14 protein-coding genes are annotated in these 19,663 nt (G+C 70.1%); 3 read left to right on the top strand and 11 right to left on the bottom strand.

Annotated elements, in window-relative coordinates; all coding sequences use genetic code 11:
• Positions 1-5: 5 nt before the first annotated feature.
• The 4 genes from GQ56_RS0103090 to GQ56_RS0103105 all read right to left on the bottom strand — a co-directional run bounded on the left by GQ56_RS0103090 (position 6) and on the right by GQ56_RS0103105 (position 6,601).
• Positions 6-3,044, bottom strand: coding sequence for an FAD-binding and (Fe-S)-binding domain-containing protein (locus GQ56_RS0103090; protein ID WP_031397246.1), 3,039 nt, complete (start codon positions 3,042-3,044; stop codon positions 6-8).
• Between the two features lie 51 nt (positions 3,045-3,095).
• A complete protein-coding gene (locus GQ56_RS0103095) occupies positions 3,096-3,857 on the bottom strand; it encodes a 2-keto-4-pentenoate hydratase (protein ID WP_031397247.1) in 762 nt (253 codons plus the stop codon).
• Between the two features lie 52 nt (positions 3,858-3,909).
• Complete coding sequence (locus GQ56_RS0103100) at positions 3,910-5,184, bottom strand: MFS transporter (RefSeq protein ID WP_031397248.1); 1,275 nt, start codon at positions 5,182-5,184, stop codon at positions 3,910-3,912.
• Between the two features lie 196 nt (positions 5,185-5,380).
• A complete protein-coding gene (locus GQ56_RS0103105; protein ID WP_031397249.1) occupies positions 5,381-6,601 on the bottom strand; it encodes a pyridoxal-phosphate-dependent aminotransferase family protein in 1,221 nt (406 codons plus the stop codon).
• 183 nt (positions 6,602-6,784) lie between these two features.
• Here GQ56_RS0103105 and GQ56_RS0103110 point away from each other — a divergent pair, with 183 nt between their 5' ends.
• Entirely contained in the window at positions 6,785-7,489 is a 705-nt protein-coding gene (locus GQ56_RS0103110; protein WP_031397250.1) for a GntR family transcriptional regulator, read from the top strand.
• A gap of 138 nt (positions 7,490-7,627) precedes the next feature.
• Here GQ56_RS0103110 and GQ56_RS0103115 read toward each other — a convergent pair whose 3' ends face one another.
• The 6 genes from GQ56_RS0103115 to GQ56_RS0103145 form a co-directional block, all read right to left on the bottom strand.
• Positions 7,628-8,728, bottom strand: coding sequence for a porin (locus GQ56_RS0103115; protein ID WP_031397251.1), 1,101 nt, complete (start codon positions 8,726-8,728; stop codon positions 7,628-7,630).
• A gap of 162 nt (positions 8,729-8,890) precedes the next feature.
• On the bottom strand, positions 8,891-10,525 hold the full coding sequence (locus tag GQ56_RS0103125) for an HAL/PAL/TAL family ammonia-lyase (RefSeq protein ID WP_031397252.1): 1,635 nt from the start codon (positions 10,523-10,525) through the stop codon (positions 8,891-8,893).
• A 17-nt stretch (positions 10,526-10,542) separates the two neighbouring features.
• Positions 10,543-11,865, bottom strand: coding sequence for an MFS transporter (locus GQ56_RS0103130; protein ID WP_031397253.1), 1,323 nt, complete (start codon positions 11,863-11,865; stop codon positions 10,543-10,545).
• A gap of 30 nt (positions 11,866-11,895) precedes the next feature.
• Positions 11,896-13,536 carry a urocanate hydratase gene (locus tag GQ56_RS0103135; protein WP_031397254.1) on the bottom strand — a complete coding sequence of 547 codons (1,641 nt, stop codon included), beginning with the start codon at positions 13,534-13,536 and terminating at the stop codon, positions 11,896-11,898.
• A gap of 24 nt (positions 13,537-13,560) precedes the next feature.
• On the bottom strand, positions 13,561-14,652 hold the full coding sequence (locus GQ56_RS0103140) for a DUF917 domain-containing protein (RefSeq protein ID WP_031397255.1): 1,092 nt from the start codon (positions 14,650-14,652) through the stop codon (positions 13,561-13,563).
• Between the two features lie 260 nt (positions 14,653-14,912).
• A complete protein-coding gene (locus GQ56_RS0103145; RefSeq protein ID WP_031397256.1) occupies positions 14,913-15,803 on the bottom strand; it encodes a LysR family transcriptional regulator in 891 nt (296 codons plus the stop codon).
• A 99-nt stretch (positions 15,804-15,902) separates the two neighbouring features.
• On the opposite strand from GQ56_RS0103145, the gene GQ56_RS0103150 reads away from it, so the two are divergent.
• Both GQ56_RS0103150 and GQ56_RS0103155 read left to right on the top strand, forming a co-directional pair.
• Complete coding sequence (locus tag GQ56_RS0103150; protein WP_031397257.1) at positions 15,903-17,288, top strand: dihydroorotase; 1,386 nt, start codon at positions 15,903-15,905, stop codon at positions 17,286-17,288.
• Positions 17,285-18,556, top strand: coding sequence for a Zn-dependent hydrolase (locus tag GQ56_RS0103155; RefSeq protein ID WP_031397258.1), 1,272 nt, complete (start codon positions 17,285-17,287; stop codon positions 18,554-18,556). Before GQ56_RS0103150 ends, GQ56_RS0103155 begins: the two co-directional genes overlap by 4 nt.
• A gap of 33 nt (positions 18,557-18,589) precedes the next feature.
• On the opposite strand, the gene GQ56_RS0103160 is transcribed toward GQ56_RS0103155, so the two are convergent.
• Positions 18,590-19,612 (bottom strand): AraC family transcriptional regulator, encoded by a 1,023-nt coding sequence (locus GQ56_RS0103160; RefSeq protein WP_031397259.1) that lies wholly within the window; start codon positions 19,610-19,612, stop codon positions 18,590-18,592.
• Positions 19,613-19,663 lie beyond the last annotated feature (51 nt).

Here is a 19,663-nt window from a genome sequence, read left to right on the forward strand (position 1 = left end):
CCGGGTCATCGGTCGTTCAACGCCTGCGCCAGCACCCTGGCCACATGCACGGCCTGCGTCCGCGCGCCGTCCCTGATCTGATGCCGGCAACTCGTGCCGTCCGCGACGACGATCGCGCCGTCGGCCCGCGCGCGCACCGCCGGCAGCAGCGACAGCTCGGCCATCGCCTGCGACGCGTCGTAGTGTTCGGCTTCGTAGCCGAAGCTGCCGGCCATCCCGCAGCACGACGATTCGACCGGCGACACCTTGAGGCCCGGAATCCAGCGCAGCACGGCCTGCACCGGCGTGAACGCGTCGAAGGCCTTCTGGTGGCAGTGGCCGTGCACCAGCGCCTCGGGCGCGTCGATCCCGCGCAGCGGCAGGCGCAGCCGGCCGGCGTCGTGCTCGCGCACGAGAAACTCCTCGAACAGGAACGCATGGCGCGCGAGCCGCGCCGCTTCGTCGCCGTAGCCGTAAGCGAGAAACTCGTCGCGCATCGACAGCAGGCATGACGGCTCCAGCCCGACGATCGCGACGCCGCGTTCGAGGTACGGCCGCAGCGTGTCGAGCGTGCGCCTTGCCTCGGCCTTCGCTTCGTCCACGAGGCCGGCCGACAGGAACGTGCGGCCGCAGCACAGCGGCCGTTCGTCCTTGCGCACGCTGAAATGCACGGTATAGCCGGCCGCTTCGAGCACGGCCTGCGCGGCGCGTGCGTTGTCCGGTTCCTGGTAGTTGCTGAACGTGTCGACGAACAGCAGCACGTCGCGGGTCGCCGCGCCGGCTTGCGCGGGCGTCGAGGTCGCAACGGCATCCGCGTCCGCCAGGAACGGCCGCGCAAACGAAGGCAGCGCACGCTGCGGCGCAAGGCCGATCCAGCGCTTCAGCGCGGGCGCGACGACCGGCACGCCGTTCGCGAACGCGATCGCGCCGCGCATCCGCGCCGCCCACGGCGCATAGCGCGGCAGGTACGCGACGAGCCGTTCGCGCAGCGTCGCGCCGTGCTTGCGATGCCGCGCATGGCGCGCCTCGATCTTGAAGCGCGCCATGTCGACGCCCGTCGGGCAATCGCGCTTGCAGCCCTTGCACGACACGCACAGGTCGAGCGCGGCCTTCACGTCGTCGCCGGCGAGGCCGTCCGCGCCGAGCTGCCCCGTCACCGCGAGCCGCAGCGTGTTCGCGCGGCCGCGCGTCACGTGCTGCTCGTCGCGCGTCACGCGATAGCTCGGGCACATCGTGCCCGCATCGAACTTGCGGCAGTGGCCGTTGTTGTTGCACATCTCGACGGCCGACGCGAGCCCGTGCGTGACGTCGGCGCCCGTGCCGGGCGCGGTTTCGTCGCCGGTCAGCGGGTTGCGCGTGACGTTCCAGGCCGACCAGTCGAGCGCGGGCCGCAGCGGCAGCGCCGCATAGCCGGGCGCGAAGCGGAAGTTCTCGCGCGCATCCATGCGCGGCGGGTTGACGATCTTGTCGGGGTTGAAGCGGTTGTCCGGATCGAACAGCGTCTTGATCTCCGCGAACGCCGCATTGAGGCGCGGGCCGTACTGCCACGCAACCCATTCGCCGCGGCACAGCCCGTCGCCGTGCTCGCCCGAATACGCGCCCTTGTACTCGCGCACGAGCGCCGAGGCCTCTTCCGCGATCTCGCGCATGCGCGTCGCGCCGTCGCGCCGCATGTCGAGGATCGGCCGCACGTGCAGCGTGCCGACGCTGGCGTGCGCGTACCACGTGCCTTCGGTCTCGTGCTTGTGGAACACGTCGGTCAGGCGGCGCGTGTACTCGGCGAGATGTTCGAGCGGCACCGCGCAATCCTCGATGAACGACACCGGCTTGCCGTCGCCCTTCATGCTCATCATGATGTTCAGCCCGGCCTTGCGCACCTCCCACAGCGCCTTCTGCGCGCCGGCGTCGGTCATCTTCACGACGCTGCCGGGCAGGCCGAGATCGCCCATCAGTTCGTCGAGCCGGTCGAGCTGCGCGCGCTGCGCGTCGCGCGATTCGCCCGCGAATTCGACCAGCAGGATCGCCTGCGGCCGCCCGACCAGCGCCTGCCCGATCACCGGCCGGAACGCCGGGTTCTCCATCGACAGGTCGATCATCGTGCGATCGACGAGCTCGACGGCCGCCGGCTTCAGCTTCACGATGTGCTGCGCGGTGTCCATCGCCTGGTAGAAGGTCGGGAAGTTCACGACGCCGAGCGTCTTGTGCGCGGGCAGCGGCGCGAGCTTCAGCGTGATCTGCCGGCTGCAGGCCAGCGTGCCTTCGGAGCCGACCAGCAGGTGCGCGAGATTCGCGTGGCCGTCGTCGGTGTACGCGCGCGGGTTCTGGCAGTCGAACAGGTCGAGGTTGTAGCCGGCCACGCGGCGCAGCACCTTCGGCACGCGCTCGACCAGCTCGTCGCGCTCGCGCTTCGCGATCCGTTCGACGCCGTGCAGCAGCTCGAGCGTGCGGCGATCGGTAACGGGCTGCGCGAGCGAACCGAACCGGCATTCGCTGCCGTCGGCGAGGATCGCGTCGATCGCCAGCACGTTGTGCACCATGTTGCCGTACTCGATCGAGCGCGATCCGCACGAGTTGTTGCCGGCCATCCCGCCGATCGTGCATTGCGCGCCGGTCGACACGTCGACCGGGAACCACAGCCCGTGCGGCTTCAGCCACGCGTTCAGATGGTCGAGCACGATGCCGGGCTCCACGGTGACGGTGCGCGCCTGCGCGTCGAATTCGACGATCCGGTTCAGCCATTTGCCGTGGTCGACGACGAGCGCCTCGCCGACCGTCTGCCCGCACTGGCTCGTGCCGGCGCCGCGCGCGAGCACGGGGATCTTGCGGTCGCGCGCGATGTCGAGCGCGATCCGCAGGTCGTCCTGGTCGCGCGGCACGACCACGCCGAGCGGCATGATCTGGTAGATCGATGCGTCGGTCGCGTAGCGGCCGCGGCTCGCGCGATCGGCGTAGACGTCGCCGCGCATTTCCGCGCGCAGCCGCGCGAACAGCGGCGACAGCGCGGCGCCTTGCGACGGCACGAGATGGACGGGGCGAACCAGCGAAGGCGAGACGGCGGATTTCATGGCGGCGGTCGGTATCGGGTGGAAACGGATCGGGCGAGGATCGGGCGTGGATCAGGCGAGCGTGACGCTGACGGGCGGCAGTCCCGCGATGCGGCCGACGGCCGTGCCCGCGGCCTGCGGGAAAAACATGCCCGTGTACGAGCCGGTCGTGACGACGGTGCCGGCCGGCAGCGCGATGCCGCGTTGCGATGCGTGATTCACGAGCCACGGCAGCAGGCGGCGCGGGTCGCCGGCCGGGTTGGCGCCTGGCGTCGTGCCGGTGATGTCGTGCCCGTCGAACGTAAACGCAGGGGCCGGCGCGACGAACGGGAAATCGGCGCGATAGCCGGTCATCTCGCCGAGCACGAGCGCGCCGTGGTTCTGCAGGTCGGCGAGCTGCGCGGCCGGTGCGACGTCCGGCCATTCATGGAAGCGGCTCGCGACGATCTCGATCGCGGCGCCCATCTGCGCGATGGCGTCGAACACGTCGTCGTCGGTATAGGCGGCCTCACGCGGCGTGAAGTCGCGGCCGAAGCGGAACGCGATCTCCAGTTCGAGCCCGAGCGGCCGGAACGCGCCGCGCGGCAGCGTGACGCCGCTCGCATGCCGGCAGTCGTCGGGCAGCGGGGCGCCCTGGATCGGGCCGTCGGGTTGCTTCGCGCCGACTTTCCATGCGCCGATCGCGGCGCGGCGTTCGCGCAGGAGCTGCGCCTGCACGGCATAGGCGGCGTCGGCGCCGGCGGGAACGAGTTCGGGCGGCAGCGCGGCGAACGCGATGCCGTGTTGCCAGCCGGCGGCGAGGCGGGCGGCGAGATCGTGAGTGGCTTGAGTCATCGTGGGCAGTGAAGAGGTGAGGAAGCGGGGCGGCGCGGCGCCCCGCGCGGCATCAGGCCGGCGAGCGGCCGGCGGCGGCCTGCGCGGCGGGTGCATCGGCGAAGCGGCTTTCCGGCTGCATGCGGAACGCGAGCAGCACGCCCACGCCCATCAGCACCATGCTGCCGATGAACGGCAGCTCCCAGCTGCCGAAGCGGTCGATCACGAAGCCGGAGATCACCGGCGACAGGATCGCCGCGAGCGCGGAGCCGGAATTCATCATCCCGCTCGCGGTGCCGGAGTATTCCGGCGCGATGTCCATCGGCACGGCCCACATCGGGCCGATCGTCATTTCGGCGAAGAAGAAGCCGGCCGCGAGACACGCCATCGATACGTACAGGTCGTGCATGAACAGCAGCGGCAGCAGCGACAGCAGCGTGAGCAGCATGCAGATCGACACCATCCAGCTGCGCGCGCGCCTGAGGCTGCCGGTGCGCGCGAGGATGCGGTCGGTGACGACGCCGCCGAGCGTGTCGCCGATCACGCCCGCGAAGAACACCGCCGACGCGAACACGGCCGACTTCTTCAGGTCGAGGTCGTAGCTGTGCAGGAAGTACTGCGGAATCCAGCTCAGGAACAGCCACAGCGTCCAGCCGTAGCAGAAGTAGACGATCGTGACGGGCATCATCCGGCGGAACAGCGGGCCCCACGGCACGGTCGCGGGCTGCTGCTTCGGCGGCGGCAGCGCATCGAGTTCGGCCTGCGTGATGCGCGGGTGGTCCTTCGGGTGTTCGGTGTAGACGAGCGCCCAGACCGCGACCCAGACGAGGCTGATCGCGCCGCAGATGTAGAACGATTCGCGCCAGCCGTACACGGCCATCACCGCGACGACGGCGGCCGGCGCGACCGCGTTGCCGACGCGCGAGAACGCGTGCGTGATGCCCTGCGCGAAACCGCGTTTCTCGCGCGGCACCCAGCGCGACATCGCCGACGTCGCCGCCGGGAACGTCGCGCCTTCGCCGAGCCCGAGCAGCAGGCGCGCGGCGAGCAGCGACGCGAGGCCGCCGGCCATCCCGGTGAGCAGCGTCGCGACGGCCCACAGCAGCCCGCACGCGAGCAGCGTGCGGCGCGCGCCGAAGCGGTCGCTGACCCAGCCGCCGATGATCTGGAACACGAGATACGGATACGCGAACGCGGAGAACACGAGGCCGATCTCCGTCCTGTTCAGCCCGAATTCCTTGCCGAACCCGGCGGCGGCCGTGCTCACGTTCACGCGATCGAGATACGTGATGAAGTACATCACGCACAGCATCACCAGCACGATGCCGGTCGCTCGGAACAGCTTCATGTTTCGTCTCCTTGATGTTGTCTGGCTGGCTGCCCGTGCCGGCGTCGAGGCCGGCCTCGGGGCGGGTCGTGCCGATGAAGCGGGGCGGGCGTGCGCCGGCGACGGGCGAGGCGCGTCGCGACGGCCGCGCGGCCGCCCGTGAAGGGGAAAGGACTCGTCGGGCGGCGCGCCGGGTGCGCGCGCCGCCGGCCGGCGCTCAGGCCGCCGCGCGCAGGGCCGGTGCGTGCGGGCTCGCCGCGAGGTAGTCCATCGCCGCGACCACGCCGCTCGCGGCGACCGGCACGCCGGCGAGCCTCAGCCCCATCTCGCAGCCGGCGAGCGTGGCCATCAGCGTGAGGTCGTTGCAGTCGCCGAGGTGGCCGATGCGGAACATCGTCCCGCGCAGCTTGCCGAGCGCCTGCCCGAGCGACATGTCGAAGCGTTCGTAGATCAGCTTGCGCACGGCGTCCGCGTCGACGCCGTCCGGCATCATCACGCCGGTCAGCACGGGGCTGTAGACGGCCGGGTCCGCGCACTGGATCTCGAGGCCCCACGCGCGCACCGCGCGGCGCGTCGCTTCCGCGAGCCGCTGGTGGCGCGCGAACACCGCGTCGAGCCCTTCGCCGAGGATCATGTCGAGCGCCTCGGCGAGCCCGTACAGCAGGTTGGTGTTCGGCGTGTACGGCCAGTAGCCGTTCCGGTTCGCTTCGATGATGTCGTGCCAGCCCCAGAACGCGCGCGGCAGCCCGGCGTGCTCGCTCGCCGCGAGCGCCTTCGGCGACACCGCGTTGAAGCTGATGCCCGGCGGCAGCATCAGCCCCTTCTGCGAGCCCGATACCGTGACGTCGACGCCCCATTCGTCATGGCGGTAGTCGGCGGATGCGAGCCCCGAGATCGTGTCGACCATCAGCAGCGCCGGGTGCCCGGCCGCATCGATCGCGCGGCGCACCGCGGCGATGTCGGACGTGACGCCGGTGGACGTCTCGTTGTGCACCACGCACACGGCCTTGATGTCGTGCGCGGTGTCGGCGCGCAGGCGCGCCTCGATCAGGTCGGGCTGCACGCCGCGGCGCCAGCCCTCGATGCCCGGCAGGCCGAGGAATTCGGGCTTCAGGCCGAGCGCCTCGGCCATCTTCTTCCACAGCGTCGCGAAGTGGCCCGTCTCGTACATCAGCACGGTGTCGCCGGCGCTCAGCGTATTGGTCAGCGCCGCTTCCCACGCGCCGGTGCCCGACGCCGGATAGATGATCACCGGTTGCACGGTCTTGAAGATCTTCCCGATGCCGGCCAGCACCTTCAGGCCGAGCGCGCCGAATTCGGGGCCACGGTGGTCGATGGTCGGATAGCTCATCGCCCGCAGGATGCGGTCGGGCACCGGGCTCGGCCCCGGAATCTGCAGGAAGTGGCGGCCGGACGGATGGAAGTCGAGTTGCAGCATGGTCGTTCTGTCTCCTTGGTTGCATTTTGAATTTTGAATGCAAAATACTTTAGCAGAGCGATCGCGACGGAACCAAGCGCTGATTTCGCCGAAGATGCCGGTGTTTACCCGGCATTGGCGGGGCAATATTCGGGTCGGGCGAGTTGCAGTAGAATCGCGGGAAGCAAGAAGGAAGGACTTTGCATGCAAGATTTGAATGATCTGGAGCCTGCCGGCGGCGCGCCGGCACTGCCGAAACTGGAGCGGCAGCGGCTGCACGACACCGTCGTCGAGCACCTGCGCAAATTCATCGTCGAAGGCGTGCTGACGCCGGGCATGCGGCTGAACGAGCGCGAGCTGTGCGAGACGCTCGGCATCTCGCGCACGCCGCTGCGCGAGGCGTTCAAGGTGCTGGCGGCCGAGGGGCTGCTGGTGCTGTCGCCGAACCGCGGCGCGAGCGTGTACCGGATGAGCGAATCGGAGATCCGCGAGACCTTCGAGCTGATGTCGGGGCTGGAGGCGTTTTCAGGCGAGCTGGCCTGCGAGCGGATCACGCCGGCCGAGCTGGCGGAGATCAAGGCGCTGCATTACTCGATGCTCGCGTGCCGGATGCAGAACGACCTGCCCGGCTACTACAGCCGCAACCAGGAGATCCACGACCGCATCAACGAGGCCGCGCGCAATTCGGCGCTGCGCGCCACGTACCAGTCGATCAACCGGCGGATCATGTCGATGCGGTTCCGCTCGAACCAGCACGTCGAGAAGTGGGATCGCGCGGTGCACGATCACGAGGAGATGATCAAGGCGCTCGAGGCGCGGGACGGCAAGGCGCTCGCGGCGATCCTGCGGCGGCATCTGCTGGAGAAGCGCGACGCGGTGCTGCTGCTGCACGCGGAAGCCGGCGCCTGAGCGCGCACCGCGCGGGTTCGGAACGCCGTGCGCGGGCCGGCCCGCTCGCCGCCGGGCGCGACGCGCCCGGCATGCCGGTCGATCGGCTGAAGCGATCGACCCGCGGACGAGGCCGCGCCGGCCCCGTCGCGCGGGCCGTCAGAACGCGTGGCGGATGCCCGCGCGGCCGACCGCCTGCTTCTGGTTGCCGGACGGATTGAAGCCGGCGATCTGCGCGACCGGCGCGTCGCCTGCGGCCTTCTGGAACGCGCCCATCACGTAGACGCTGGTGCGCTTCGACAGCGCGTATTCGACGCTCAGGTTGAACTGGTGATACTTCGGCTCCGCGTTCGTCGCATGATCGCGGCCCGTCGTGTACGTATAGCCGGCGCCGACGGTCACGGCCGGCGTCGGCGTGACGAGCGTCGACAGCTCATAGTTCTGGAACGTCGCGTCGTGCCCCGCGCTGCCCTGCTGGAAGTTCGTGTTCGTGAAGTCGGCCAGCAGCTTGAGCCACTGCACGACCTGGTACGACGCGCCGACGCCGAACACCTTCTGCGCGCGCGCCGCGTCGAGGTAGTTGCCGTAGATCGCATTCGTGAAGCCGGGGTAGTTCTGGTAGCCCTGCGTCGATACACCCGGGTCGTTGATGCGCAGGTAGCCGACGCCGAAGCCCACCGGGCCCGCCGCGTAGCTGGCGCCGACGCTGAACGTCGCGTTGTCGGAGAAGCGGCCCGGCTGCCCGCCGAATGCATAGAGGCCGCCGAACGTGACGCCCGCGATCGTCGGGCTGCGGTACTTGACGGCGTTCGAGATCGGAAAGCCGTTGTCGGTGTTGTCCATGTCGTTCGGGTGTGCGAAGTAGTAGCCGCCGATGTTGCCGTTCAGCGTGAACGGCTCGACGTAGTCGACGATCGAATCCCACTGGCGGCCGAGCGTGAGCGTGCCGAGCTTCGTGTCGTTCAGGCCGACGTACGCGTTGCGCGAGAACGCGAGGCCGCTGCCGAGGCGGCCGGCGTTGAGGTCGAAGCCGCTTTCGAGCCGGAAGATCGCGCTCAGGCCGCCGCCGAGATCCTCGGTGCCGCGCACGCCCCAGCGGCTGCCGGCCGTCACGCCCGACGCCAGTTGCACGAGATGCTTGCCCTGTACGTTCGAGACGTAGTCGACGCCGTCCTCGACGATGCCGTACAGCGTGACGCTGCTTTGCGCGTGAGCGGTGGCGGCCGCGGCGAGCGGCAGCGCGAACAGGATTCGTTTCATGATGAAGGTCCGGTGCGGAGTGGTTGTAAGACGGTGAACGGCGGTTCGATCCGGTGGCCGGTCGAGCGGCCGGGCGTACGTGCCGCGCGCCGCGATCGGGCGGCGATCGCGGCGGCGGGCGCGACGGCCCGTGGGTGACAGGAACGACGGGCGGCGCGCCGCTCAGTCGCGATACGCGCGCAGCAGCGCATCGGCGGCCCGGAAGTCGGGCGTGAGCGGGCGGTCGCGCTCGAGGAATGCGACCTTCGCACGCAGCGCGCGGTACAGCGGCTGCGTGGCCGGCGCGAGCGCGAACGACGGTTGCTTGCGCTGGCGCAGGTCGATCGCCTGCGAGGCCTCGATCAGTTCGAGGCCGAGCAGCGTGTAGCTCGCGTCGATCTGCGCCTGCACGCGCTGCACGACTTCCGGCGCGTTCGTCGCGATGTCCTCGATATTGCCGGCAACCGGCAGGTAGTCGAGCGACACGGGCATCGCCAGCGACTTCACGGCCATCGCGAGCGCGGTGGGCGGCTTCTCCATCGCGCCGAACGCGTGCACGGTGTCCTCGGTGCCGAGGAAGCGCGAGAGGCCGGTGAGGTGCGGGTCGTTCAGCTTGACGATGCGCTGCGCGGACGCGAGCGCGTTGTGGCCGAGCGCGAGCCCGAGCTGTTCGAACGCGAGCACCCACGGCAGCGGCTCGAAATTCGCGCTCGGCAGCACCGCGCCGCCGCCGTCGACATAGCCTGCCGCGTCCTGCGCGCGGTTCGATTTCGGCGTGACGCCGACCGCGACGCCAGGATTATCGTCGCTCGAATTGAGCTGGACCTGCAGCAGCGCGCGCGCTTCGTCGTAGGTGCGATCCTCCTCGCCGAGCAGATAGACGCCGGAGCGGAAGCTGAGCGGGTCCTGCAGCGGCCGGTCCGGGTCGCGCTCCCACAGGCTGCTGCCCGCCAGCAGCGTGCGCAGCTGCGCGCCCGCGCGGAGCGTGGCCGGGAACGGCCGCAGCGCGAGCGTATCTTCGCGGAACGGCGACACGTTGCCGTTCAGCCCCTGCAGGCTCAGCGCGAACACGAGCTTCGACACGTGCGCGAGACGCGCCATGTCGGCAAGCGCGAGCGCCGCCATGCCGGCCGAATACGCGTTGGAACTCAGGATCGCGAGCGCGTCCTTGCCGTACGGGCGGATCGTCGCGATGCCGGCCGCCTTCAACGCATCGGCGGCCGCCATCTTGCGGCCCTGGTAGTACACGTCGCCTTCGCCGAGCATCGCGAGGCCGACGTGGCTCAGGATCGTGATGTCGGCTTCGCCGATCGAGCCGTCCGCGGGCATCGCCGGCGTGACGCCGCGATCGAGGAACTGCGCGTACGCGTCGACGATCGCCGGCTGCACGCCGGCGCCGCCGTCGAGCATCGCGTTCAGGCGCGCGGCCATCGCGGCGCGGGCCACCCGCACGCTCATGTCGGGGCCGACGCTGCCCGAGTGCGCGTGGATCAGCCCGACGTTGAAGCGCGTCGACGCGTCGATCACCTCCTGCGACAGCTTGCCGTGCGCATCGACCATCTGGCGGTCCTTGTTGAGGCCGACGCCGACCGTCAGCCCGTAGATCTGCTGGCCGGCCGCGGCGGCCTTCAGCAGCACGTCGTGCGCGGCGACGACCCGCTGGCGGGCGGCCGGCGCGATCGACACGGCTTCGCCGTCGGCGATGCGCGCGATCGATTCGGGCGTGACGGTGCGGCCGTCGAGCAGGACGTCCGCGAAGGCGGGGACGGCGGCGAAAAGCGCGAGCGCGAGCGCGCTCCGCATGAGGAAGCGTTGCATGAAGCGGTTCTCCGGTTTCAGTCGTGACGTGAGGTGGAAGGCAAGGCGGCGATCGATGCGAGCGCGATGGCGCATGCGGCCATCACGTACCAGGCGGGTGCGAACGGGTTGCCGGACCGTTGCGTGAGCCACGCGAGGATCGCCGGCGCGAAGCCGCCGAAGATCGTCGCGGCGATGTTGTAGGACAGCGACATGCCGGTGGCGCGCACGCGGGTCGGGAACAGCTCCGACAGCGCGGCGGGCGCGACGCCGGTGAAGATCGCGACCATCACGCAGAACGCGCTCTGCACCGCGATCAGCGCGGCGAGCGTGTGCACGTCGGCGAGCCAGTGCAGCAGCGGGTACACCGACACGAGCATCAGCGCCGCGCCGGCCGTCAGCACCGTGCGCCGGCCGAAGCGATCCGACCAGCTTCCCGCGCATACGCAGGTGACGGCCATCAGGCAGTTGCCGACCAGCGACGCGACGAACGCGTCGCGCCCGTCGAAATGGAGCGCGCGCTGCACGTGCGTCGGCATGTAGATCACCAGCGCATACACGCACACGGCCCACAGCACCGAGAACCCGGTGCCGACCGCGAGTGCGCGCGGATGGTCGCGCACGACCTGCAGCAGCGGCGTCTTGCGTTCGGCCGGCGCGTGCGCGGCGCGCGCCAGCTCCGCGCGGAAATGCGGCGTTTCGTCGAGCGTCTTGCGCAGCCACAGGCCGACCGGCGCGATCGCGAGGCCGAGGATGAACGGAATCCGCCAGCCCCAGTCGCCGATCTGTTCGCGCGAGAGCACGAGCGTCACGGCGGTGGCGACCAGCGCGCCGAGGATGTTCGACGCGGCCATGCTTGCCTGCAGCCACGATGCGTAGCGGCCCTTGCGGTCCGCCGGCGCGTGCTCGATCAGGAACGCCGCGGCGCCGCCCACTTCGCCGCCGGCGGAGAAGCCCTGCAGCAGCCGGCCGCACAGGATCAGGAGCGGCGCGCCGATGCCGATCGCGGTGAACGGCGGCGCGAACGCGATGATGCCGGTGCCCGCCGCCATCACGAGGATGGTCAGCGTCAGCGCGGCCTTGCGGCCCGCGCGATCGCCGTACACGCCGATCGCCAGCGCGCCGAGCGGCCGCGCGATGAAGCCGATCCCGAACGCCATGAACGCCTCGACCAGCTCGGTGCCCGTGTTGCCGCGATGGAAGAAGTTCTGCGCGATGTACACGGCGAAGAACGCGTAGACGGAAAAGTCGTACCACTCCAGCGCGTTGCCGATCGACGCCGCGGCGATCGCTCGCCCGGCGCTCGACGTGGGGGGCGACGCGGCGATGGCCGTGTCGAGGGGAACCGCGGTTTGCTTCACATCGATCTCCTGTCGTCGTGCGGGGCGGGCTTACAGCCGGATGTGCGGAATCTGTCCGCGTTGCGCTTCGTCGAGCGCTTCCTCGTAGCCGGCGTCCGCATAGCGGATCACGCCGAGCGCGGTGTCGTTGGTCATCGACAGCGTGAGCCGCTCGTGCGCTTCCGCGCTGCCGTCGGCAACGACGGTCACGCCCGCGCTCGTCATGTAGCCGCTGTAGCCGCCGCCGCCCGAATGGATCGCGACGAGGTCGGCCATCGACGCGCAGTTCATCATCGCGTTCAGCAGCGGCCAGTCGGCCACCGCATCGGAGCCGTCGCGCAGGTTCTCGGTCATGATGTTCGGGTGCGCCATCGCGCCGGCGTCGAGGTGGTCGCGCGTGAACGCGACCGGTCCGGCCAGCACGCCGTCGCGCACCATCGCGTTGACGGCCACCGCGAGCCGCGTGCGTTCGCCGTGGCCGAGCCACGCGATGCGCGCCGGCAGGCCCTCGAACGGCACGCATTCGCGTGCGCGCCGGATCCAGTTCGTGACGATCCGGTTGTCCGGGAAGTGTTCGAGCAGGTAGTCGTCGACGATGCGGATATCGTTCGGGTCGTTCGACAGCGCGATCCAGCGGAACGGGCCGATCGCGCGGCAGAACAGCGGGCGCAGGAACGCCTCGGTGAACACCGGGATCTCGAACGCGCGCGCCACGCCGCCGTCCTTCGCATGCGTGCGGATCAGGTTGCCGTTGTCGAACACGATCGCGCCGCGATCCTTGAAGCCGAGCATCGCCTCGACGTGGCGCACGATCGACGCGCGGCTCGCGTCCATCAGCCGCGCGCGGTCGCGCTCGCGCAGCGCGCGCACTTCGTCGAGGGTATGGCCCGACGGCACGTAGCCGTACACGAGATCGTGCGCGGCCGTCTGGTCGGTGACGATGTCGGGCACCACGCCGCGCGCGAGGATCGCCGGGAACACGTCGGCCGCGTTGCCGAGCAGGCCGACCGAGATCGGCTCGCGGCGCGCCTGCGCGTCGCGGATCAGCGCGAGCGCCTCGTCGAGATCGCGCGCCTGCCGTTCGAGAAAGCCGATCTGCAGCCGCTTGTCGATGCGCGTCTGGTCGATCTCGACGACGAGCGTCGCCGCGTTCGCCATCCGGCCGGCGAGCGGCTGCGCGCCGCCCATCCCGCCGAGGCCGGCCGTCAGGATGAAGCGGCCGCGCAGGTCGTTGTCGAAATGCCGCTCGGCGATCCGCGAGAAGATCTCGTAGGTGCCCTGGATCACGCCCTGCGAGCCGATGTACTGCCAGTCGCCGGCCGTGAGCCCGCCCCAGCAGATCAGGTTGCGCCGTTCCAGTTCGTAGAAATGCTCGGCCTTCGCCCATTGACCGATCAGGTTGCAGTTCGCCATCACGACGAGCGGCGCGCGCGCATGCGTGCGCAGCAGGGCTACGGGCTTGCCGGACTGCACGACGAGCGTGTGGTCCTCGTCCATCGTCTTCAGCGTGCGCACGATCGCGTCGTGCGACGGCCAGTCGCGCGCCGCGCGGCCGAGCGCCGCGTAGACGATCAGTCGATCGGGGTCCTCGCCGACGGCGAGCACGTTCTCGAGCAGGCGCAGCAGCGCCTCCTGGCGCCAGCCCTTGCAGCGCAGCGCGGTGCCGGACGCGACTTCGAAGGTGCGGGTCATCTGGTTCGTCATCGTCGGCTCCGTTCAGCGGGCGAGCGCATAGTCGGCGATCGAGATGCCGAGCGCGGCTTCGACGGGCGGGTAGACCGCCGGATCGAACACCGACGACGACAGCGGAAGGTGCGCCTTCGCCACCCGCAGCACGTGGATCTCCATGCCTTCCTTCAACTGCCCGGCGCTGACGGGGCGGCCTTCGGCATCGAGCGTCGTGATGACGTCGGGATAGGTCGCGATGCGCGCGCCGTGCGCGTCGTCCACCGCCATGTGCTCGTTCATCACGTGAATGACCGCGCGCCGCGCGCCGCTGCCGAGATAGACGAGGCCGACGTCGAACGCCTCGCGCGTGTATTCGAGCGTGTTGCGCTCGACCTTGCCGCTCGCGACGATCTCGCCTTGCGTGGCCGCGCAGATCGCATCGATCACCGCGCTGCCGCCGCGCCGCTCGGCGTCGATGATCGCTTCGCCGAGCGCGAGCGCGCGGCTGATGCCGCCGAGCGCCGCATGCTGGCGCACGTACGACGCGCGAAGCGGATTGCGGCAGCTCGCGATGAAGCCGCCGGCCATGTCGGCCGCCTTGCGCAGCACCGGCGACACTTTCGCGGTCGCGCCGCGCACGACCACTTCCATGTAGGCGTGGCGCTCGCAGTTGCCGCCGGCCGCGGCCTGGATCATCGGCGCCGTGCTCGACGCGAGGCCGAGCGAGCCCATGTCGCCGGTCGGGTGCGCGCGGATGTCGCCCACCGCGTCGACCACCTTGGTGCCGAGCAGCGCGGACGGCAGCCACGCGTTCAGCGTGCTCGACATCCCGTTCTGCCCGATGATGAGCCCCGCGAGCGGCGCGCCGAGCGCGTCCTGCACGAGCTGCGCGGCCTTCACGTAGTCGGCGCCGAGCATCTGCCAGTCGGTGAGGCCGCCCGGCGCGCCGATCGCGGCGGCCGTGGCGATCCATGCGTCGTCCGGCAGCTCGTCGACGCTCACCAGTTCGGGGCGGCCGATCGTGACCGCGAGCGTGCCGAGCTCGCGGCCGTGGTCGGCCCAGCCGCCGCCGCCGCAGGCGAAAACCGAGCCGCCCTTGACGGCGGCTTCGACGTCCTTCGAAGACAGAATGCGTCCCATGTGTCGTTTGTCCTGAGAGGGAAAAAGGGCTGTACGCGCCGGCCGGAAGGCGTTGCTTGGCGGTACTGTCCAAACGATTCTAGGGACGCCGAATATTGAGCGTTATTGCTATTTTATGGAGACTTCATAACGCGATGTTAAGTCTAGGGTAATCCCGGTGACGCCCGGGCGGCGGGCCGGGGGCGGGGTCGTCCACCGCCGTCGACGAGGCGTCGAAATGCATGCCGCACCAGGCGTCCGGCCTGCTGCAGCGGCGCAATTCACGCGTCGGCAGGCAGCGCGTGCAGCGTGTCGATGAACGCGTGCGCGAGGCGCGACAGCGGCGCGAGCACCGGGTGCAGCACGCTGACCGGCGCGGCGATGGTCGGCACGATCGGCTTCACGACGATCTGCGGCCACACGGGCCCGGCGACCGTCAGCTCGTCGATCAGCGCGATGCCGGTGCCGGCCTGCGCGAGCGCGCACGCGACATGCGCCTGCTGCACCTCGATCTTGACCTGCGGCACGAGGTCCTCGTCGCTGAACAGGCGGCGCATCAGCTGCCCGAGCGGAATGTCGCTGCCGTAGCCGATCAGCGGCTGATTCGCGAGATCGCGCACGGCGAGCGTCTTGCGGCGCGCGAACGGATGCGACGCGGGCACGGCCGCGACCATCCGGTTTTCGTAGAGGCGCCGGCTTTCGACGTTCGGGTGCGTGTCCTGCAGGAACGCGATGCCGAGCTCGACCTGTTGCGTGAGCACCGCTTGCAGCAGCACGCCCGGAATCATCGTGTGCAGGATGATCCGCACGTCGGGGTAGCGTTCGTAGAACGCCGCGATCGCGCGCGGCAGCAGCGATTGCCCGAGATTGGGGCTGCATGCGATGCGCAGGTGGCCCATCCGGTTCTCGATCAGGTCCTCGGCGATTTCGTTGACGCGTTGCACGCCCTGGTACACCGCATTGACTTCGACGAACAGCCGCTGCGCTTCCGGCGTCGGGTAGAGCCGCCCCTTGATGCGTTCGAACAATGCGAGGCCGAGCCGCTGTTCGGCATACGAAATGAGTCGCGAGACGGCCGGCTGCGACACGTGCAGCAGTTTCGCCGCGCCGCTGATCGAGCCGGTCAGCATGATGGCGCGAAACACCTCGATCTGGCGCAGGTTCAGACGCACAGCCTTAACTCCATGTTATGTGAGGACGATAAATCGGCAAGAGACATTCTGGCAGAGCGCTGCCTAAACTGCTCGTGATCAAAAAAGCAGGAGGCGGACATGAGCGAATTCGAGCAGGTGGTGCGCGGCCGGTTGGTCGACGCACGCGAGGTGGTGGACGACGGCTGGCTCGCGATCCGGGGCGGGCGCATCGCCGCGCGCGGGACGGGCGCGCCGCCGGCGGCGCGCGACACGATCGACGCGCGCGGGCAGTGGGTGCTGCCGGGCGTCGTCGACGGGCAGGTGCATGCGGCGAGCCAGGCGAACCAGGAGGGGCTCGGCCACGCGTCGCGCGCCGCTGCCGCGGGCGGCGTGACGGTGATGGTCGACATGCCTTACGACGATCCGGAGCCGGTCGCATCGCGCGCGCAGCTCGACCGCAAGATCGCCGAGGCCGAACGCGACTGCCACGTCGACGTCGCGCTGTACGGCACGCTCAACGCGAAGCACGGCCTCGACGCGGCGGCGGGGCTGATCGACGGCGGCGTGTGCGCGTTCAAGTTCTCGACGTTCGAGGCGACGCCCGGCCGGTTCCCGCGCGTCGAGGAAGACGTGCTGTACGACGCGTTCCGCCTGATCGCGCCGTCGGGCCTCGCGTGCGGCGTGCACAACCAGATGCAGGAGATGACGCGCAAGAACGTCGCGCGGATGATCGAGGCCGGCGACACGGGCTGGGATGCGTTCCTGCGCGCCCATCCGCCGCTGATCGAGAACCTGGCGACCGCGCTGATCTACGAGATCGGAGCGGAGACGGGCGCACGCGCGCACGCGGTGCACGTGTCGACGTCGCGCGGCTTCGAGCTGTGCAACATGTTCCGGCAAGCCGGCCATCGCGCGAGCATCGAGACATGCGTGCAGTACCTGATGCTCGATCACGAAACGCACACGAAGCGCTTCGGCGCGAAGACGAAGCACTATCCGCCGATCCGGCCGCGCGCCGAGCAGGCGCTGCTGTGGACGCACGTCGCGCGCGGCGAGTGTACGTTCGTGTCGTCGGATCACGTGAGCTGGGGGCTCGAACGCAAGGGCGATCCGAACGTGTTCCGCAATGCGTCGGGCGGCCCGGGGCTCGAAACGCTGCTGCCGGCGTTCTGGACCGGCTGCGAACAGCACGGCATCGCGCCCACGCGCGTGGCCGGGCTGCTGGCGACGAACCCGGCGCGGCACTTCCTGCTCGACGACCGCAAGGGCTCGCTCGACGTCGGCGCCGACGCGGACTTCGTGATCCTCACGCCGGAGCGCTATGCGTTCGATCCGTCGCGCAGCCTGTCGGCCGTGCAGTGGAGCGCGTTCGAGGGCATGGAATTCTCGGTGCGCGTCGCCGCCACCTATTGCCGCGGCGCGCTCGTCTACGACGGCGCACGCGTCGTCAACCCGGCCGGGTCGGGCCGCTTCCTGAAGCCGCACGGCAGCCGTTCGATCGCCACCCAAACGGAGCACGCATGAATCCGACGACTTTTCCGCCGCTGAATGCCGAGCGCCTGAACGCGCGCGTCGAGCAACTGGCGCGCCTGACGCGGCCCGACGTGCCGTGGACGCGTCGCGCGTTCTCGCCGCTGTTTGTCGAAGCGCGCGCGTGGCTCGCCGCGCAGTTCGCGGAGGCCGGGCTCGCGGTGTCGACGGATGCGGGCGGCAACCTGATCGGCCGCCGCGAAGGCAGCGGGCGATGCACGAAGCCGCTCGTCACGGGGTCGCACTGCGACACGGTCGTCGGCGGCGGCCGCTTCGACGGGATCATCGGCGTGCTCGCGGGCATCGAGGTCGCGCATACGCTGAACGAGCAGGGAATCGTGCTCGACCATCCGCTGGAGGTGATCGATTTCCTGTCAGAGGAACCGAGCGACTACGGCATCTCGTGCGTCGGCAGCCGCGCGCTGTCGGGCGTGCTCGACGCGGGCATGCTGCGGGCGACGAACGCCGGGGGCGAAACGCTCGCGGACGCGCTTCGGCGCATCGGCGGCAACCCGGACGCGCTGCACGAGCCGCTGCGCGCGCCGGGCAGCACGGCCGCGTTCGTCGAGCTGCATATCGAGCAGGGGCCGGTGCTGGAAACGCGCGGCTTGCCGATCGGCGTCGTGACCCACATCGTCGGCATCCGGCGCGTGCTGATCACCGTGACCGGCCAGCCCGACCACGCCGGCACGACGCCGATGGACATCCGCCGCGATGCGCTCGTCGGCGCCGCGCACCTGATCGAGGCCGCGCATGCGCGCGCTTCGGCGCTGTCGGGCAACCCGCACTACGTGGTCGCGACGATCGGGCGGATCGCGATGACGCCGAACGTGCCGAACGCGGTGCCGGGGCGCGTCGAGCTGATGCTCGAAGTGCGCAGCGACAGCGCCGCGGTGCTCGACGATTTTCCCGAGGCGCTGCTGGCCGGGGCGGCCGCGCGGCTCGATGCGTTGCGGCTTTCCGCGCACGCGGAACACGTGAGCCGCGCGCGGCCGACCGACTGCCAGCCGCTCGTGATGGATGCGGTCGAGCAGGCGGCCGCGCAGCTCGGCTATCCGAGCATGCGGCTACCGAGCGGCGCCGGGCACGACGCCGTGTACGTCGCGCCGACGGGGCCGATCGGGATGATCTTCATTCCGTGCCTGGGCGGGCGCAGCCATTGCCCGGAGGAGTGGATCGAGCCGCGCCAGCTGCTCGACGGCACGCGCGTGCTGTACCGGACACTCGTCGCGCTCGACCGTTCGCTGGCGAACGCCGCGTAGCGGCCGCCCTGCGGCGTCCCGCGCGGCGCGCCGTCACAGCGCCGCGCGCTGCCCCTCGCGCGGCCCGTGCCCGGTCCAGCGCTTGAACGCGCGCCGGAAGTTGTGCGCGTCGCTGAACCCCACTTCATGCGCGACGTCCTCGATCGACAGCCGCGGGTTGCTCAGCAGCGTGAACGCGCGCTTGCGGCGGATCGTGTCGATCACCGTCTGATACGACACGCCCTGATCGGCGAGCCGCCGCCTGAGCGTGCGCTCGCTCATGCACAGCTGCGCGGCGATCGCGGCGAGCGATGGCGTATGCCGCAGGTCGCGCCGCATGATCCGTTCGATCGACTCGAGAAACTCGGTGCCTTCGGATTCGGGCGGCAGCGCGTCCTGCAGGAATTCGAGCACCTGCCGATGCGCCAGCGGATCGTGCGTCGCGATCGGGCGGCTGCCGAGCGACGCGTCGCACGACAGCAGGTTCTGCTCCTGCTCGAAGCGCACCGGGCACGAGAACACGCGCGCGTACTGTTCCGCGTACGGCGGCGGCGGGTAGCCGAGGTCGATCACCTTCGGCTGGAACGCGGGGCCGACGAGCGAACGCCCGATCTTCATGAAGCTGCCGAACGCCTCCTCGACGAGGAACGCCTCGATGTCCGGCTCGAGCAGCACGTTGGTCGCGCGGATCGACAGCGTGCGCGCGTCCGACACCAGGTCGAAGCGCATCAGCGGCCCGGTGTGGCGCTGCAGTTCGAGGCCGACCGTGATCGCATCCTTCAGCGTGGGGCTCGTCAGCATCGCGTAGCCCACCAGCCCGATCGACGCGATCGTCTCGCTCGTGCCGAGTTCGAGGCCGAGCGCGCGCCCCGGCGCCATCTCCAGTGCGCGCCGGATCATCGTGCCGGCCTGGCGCAGCGAAATCCGGCACGACGGATTCGACAGGTCGGCGACGTCGAAGCCGAGCCCCAGGCACAGCCGGGTGGGGTCGATGCCCAGTTCCTTGCTTGTCTCCGCCAGGCACCGCAGTAAATGGACCGGCAGATTCGCCGTCGTATAACGGGCGGTATCGTCCATGAACGCTCCGTGTTTTTTTCCACGGATTGTACTCGTCCCGCCCGGCCGGGG

The sequence above is a fragment of the Burkholderia paludis genome (assembly GCF_000732615.1).
Lineage (GTDB): Bacteria > Pseudomonadota > Gammaproteobacteria > Burkholderiales > Burkholderiaceae > Burkholderia > Burkholderia paludis.